The sequence below is a fragment of the Bacteroides sp. HMSC067B03 genome, from assembly GCF_001811315.1.
Lineage (GTDB): Bacteria > Bacteroidota > Bacteroidia > Bacteroidales > Bacteroidaceae > Bacteroides > Bacteroides faecis.
In genome coordinates this window covers 179323-179752 of the sequence record NZ_KV804368.1, presented here as the reverse complement: position 1 = coordinate 179752, position 430 = coordinate 179323, and positions in this window count along the sequence as shown.

The following is a 430-nucleotide window of genomic DNA, read 5'->3' as shown; positions in this document are numbered from 1 at the left end:
AATAAGCCCTGACAATAAGCTGACAATAGCAAAAAGTTCTATTTTACTGTCATCTGGCTCTGTCATTCGGACGACTGCAAGGAGGAAGAATCTCCTCTTTTGTGTGCACAGGAGAAGAGCCTTCATTTCATACTGTCACCAACCATCTCTCCTTTCTTCATTTCCCGTTTAAGTATCCATACGGTTTGTGACAAGCTATCAGAACGGTTGTGCCACCTACAGAAATGATTGTGCCAAACTGCTGAAACGGTTGTGCAAAGCGCTTGGCACAAGCATGCCAAAGGTGTGGCACAAGCAAAGCATACCTTCTACTCCTCGTCCGCTATGCTTTCTCTGCCCTCCAGACGGGGCTTTTGCAAAGATGCGGTATATCCCCCAAAAAGTATACTTACAAAAGGACTCTTTATCAAATAGTCAAACTGGAATAACA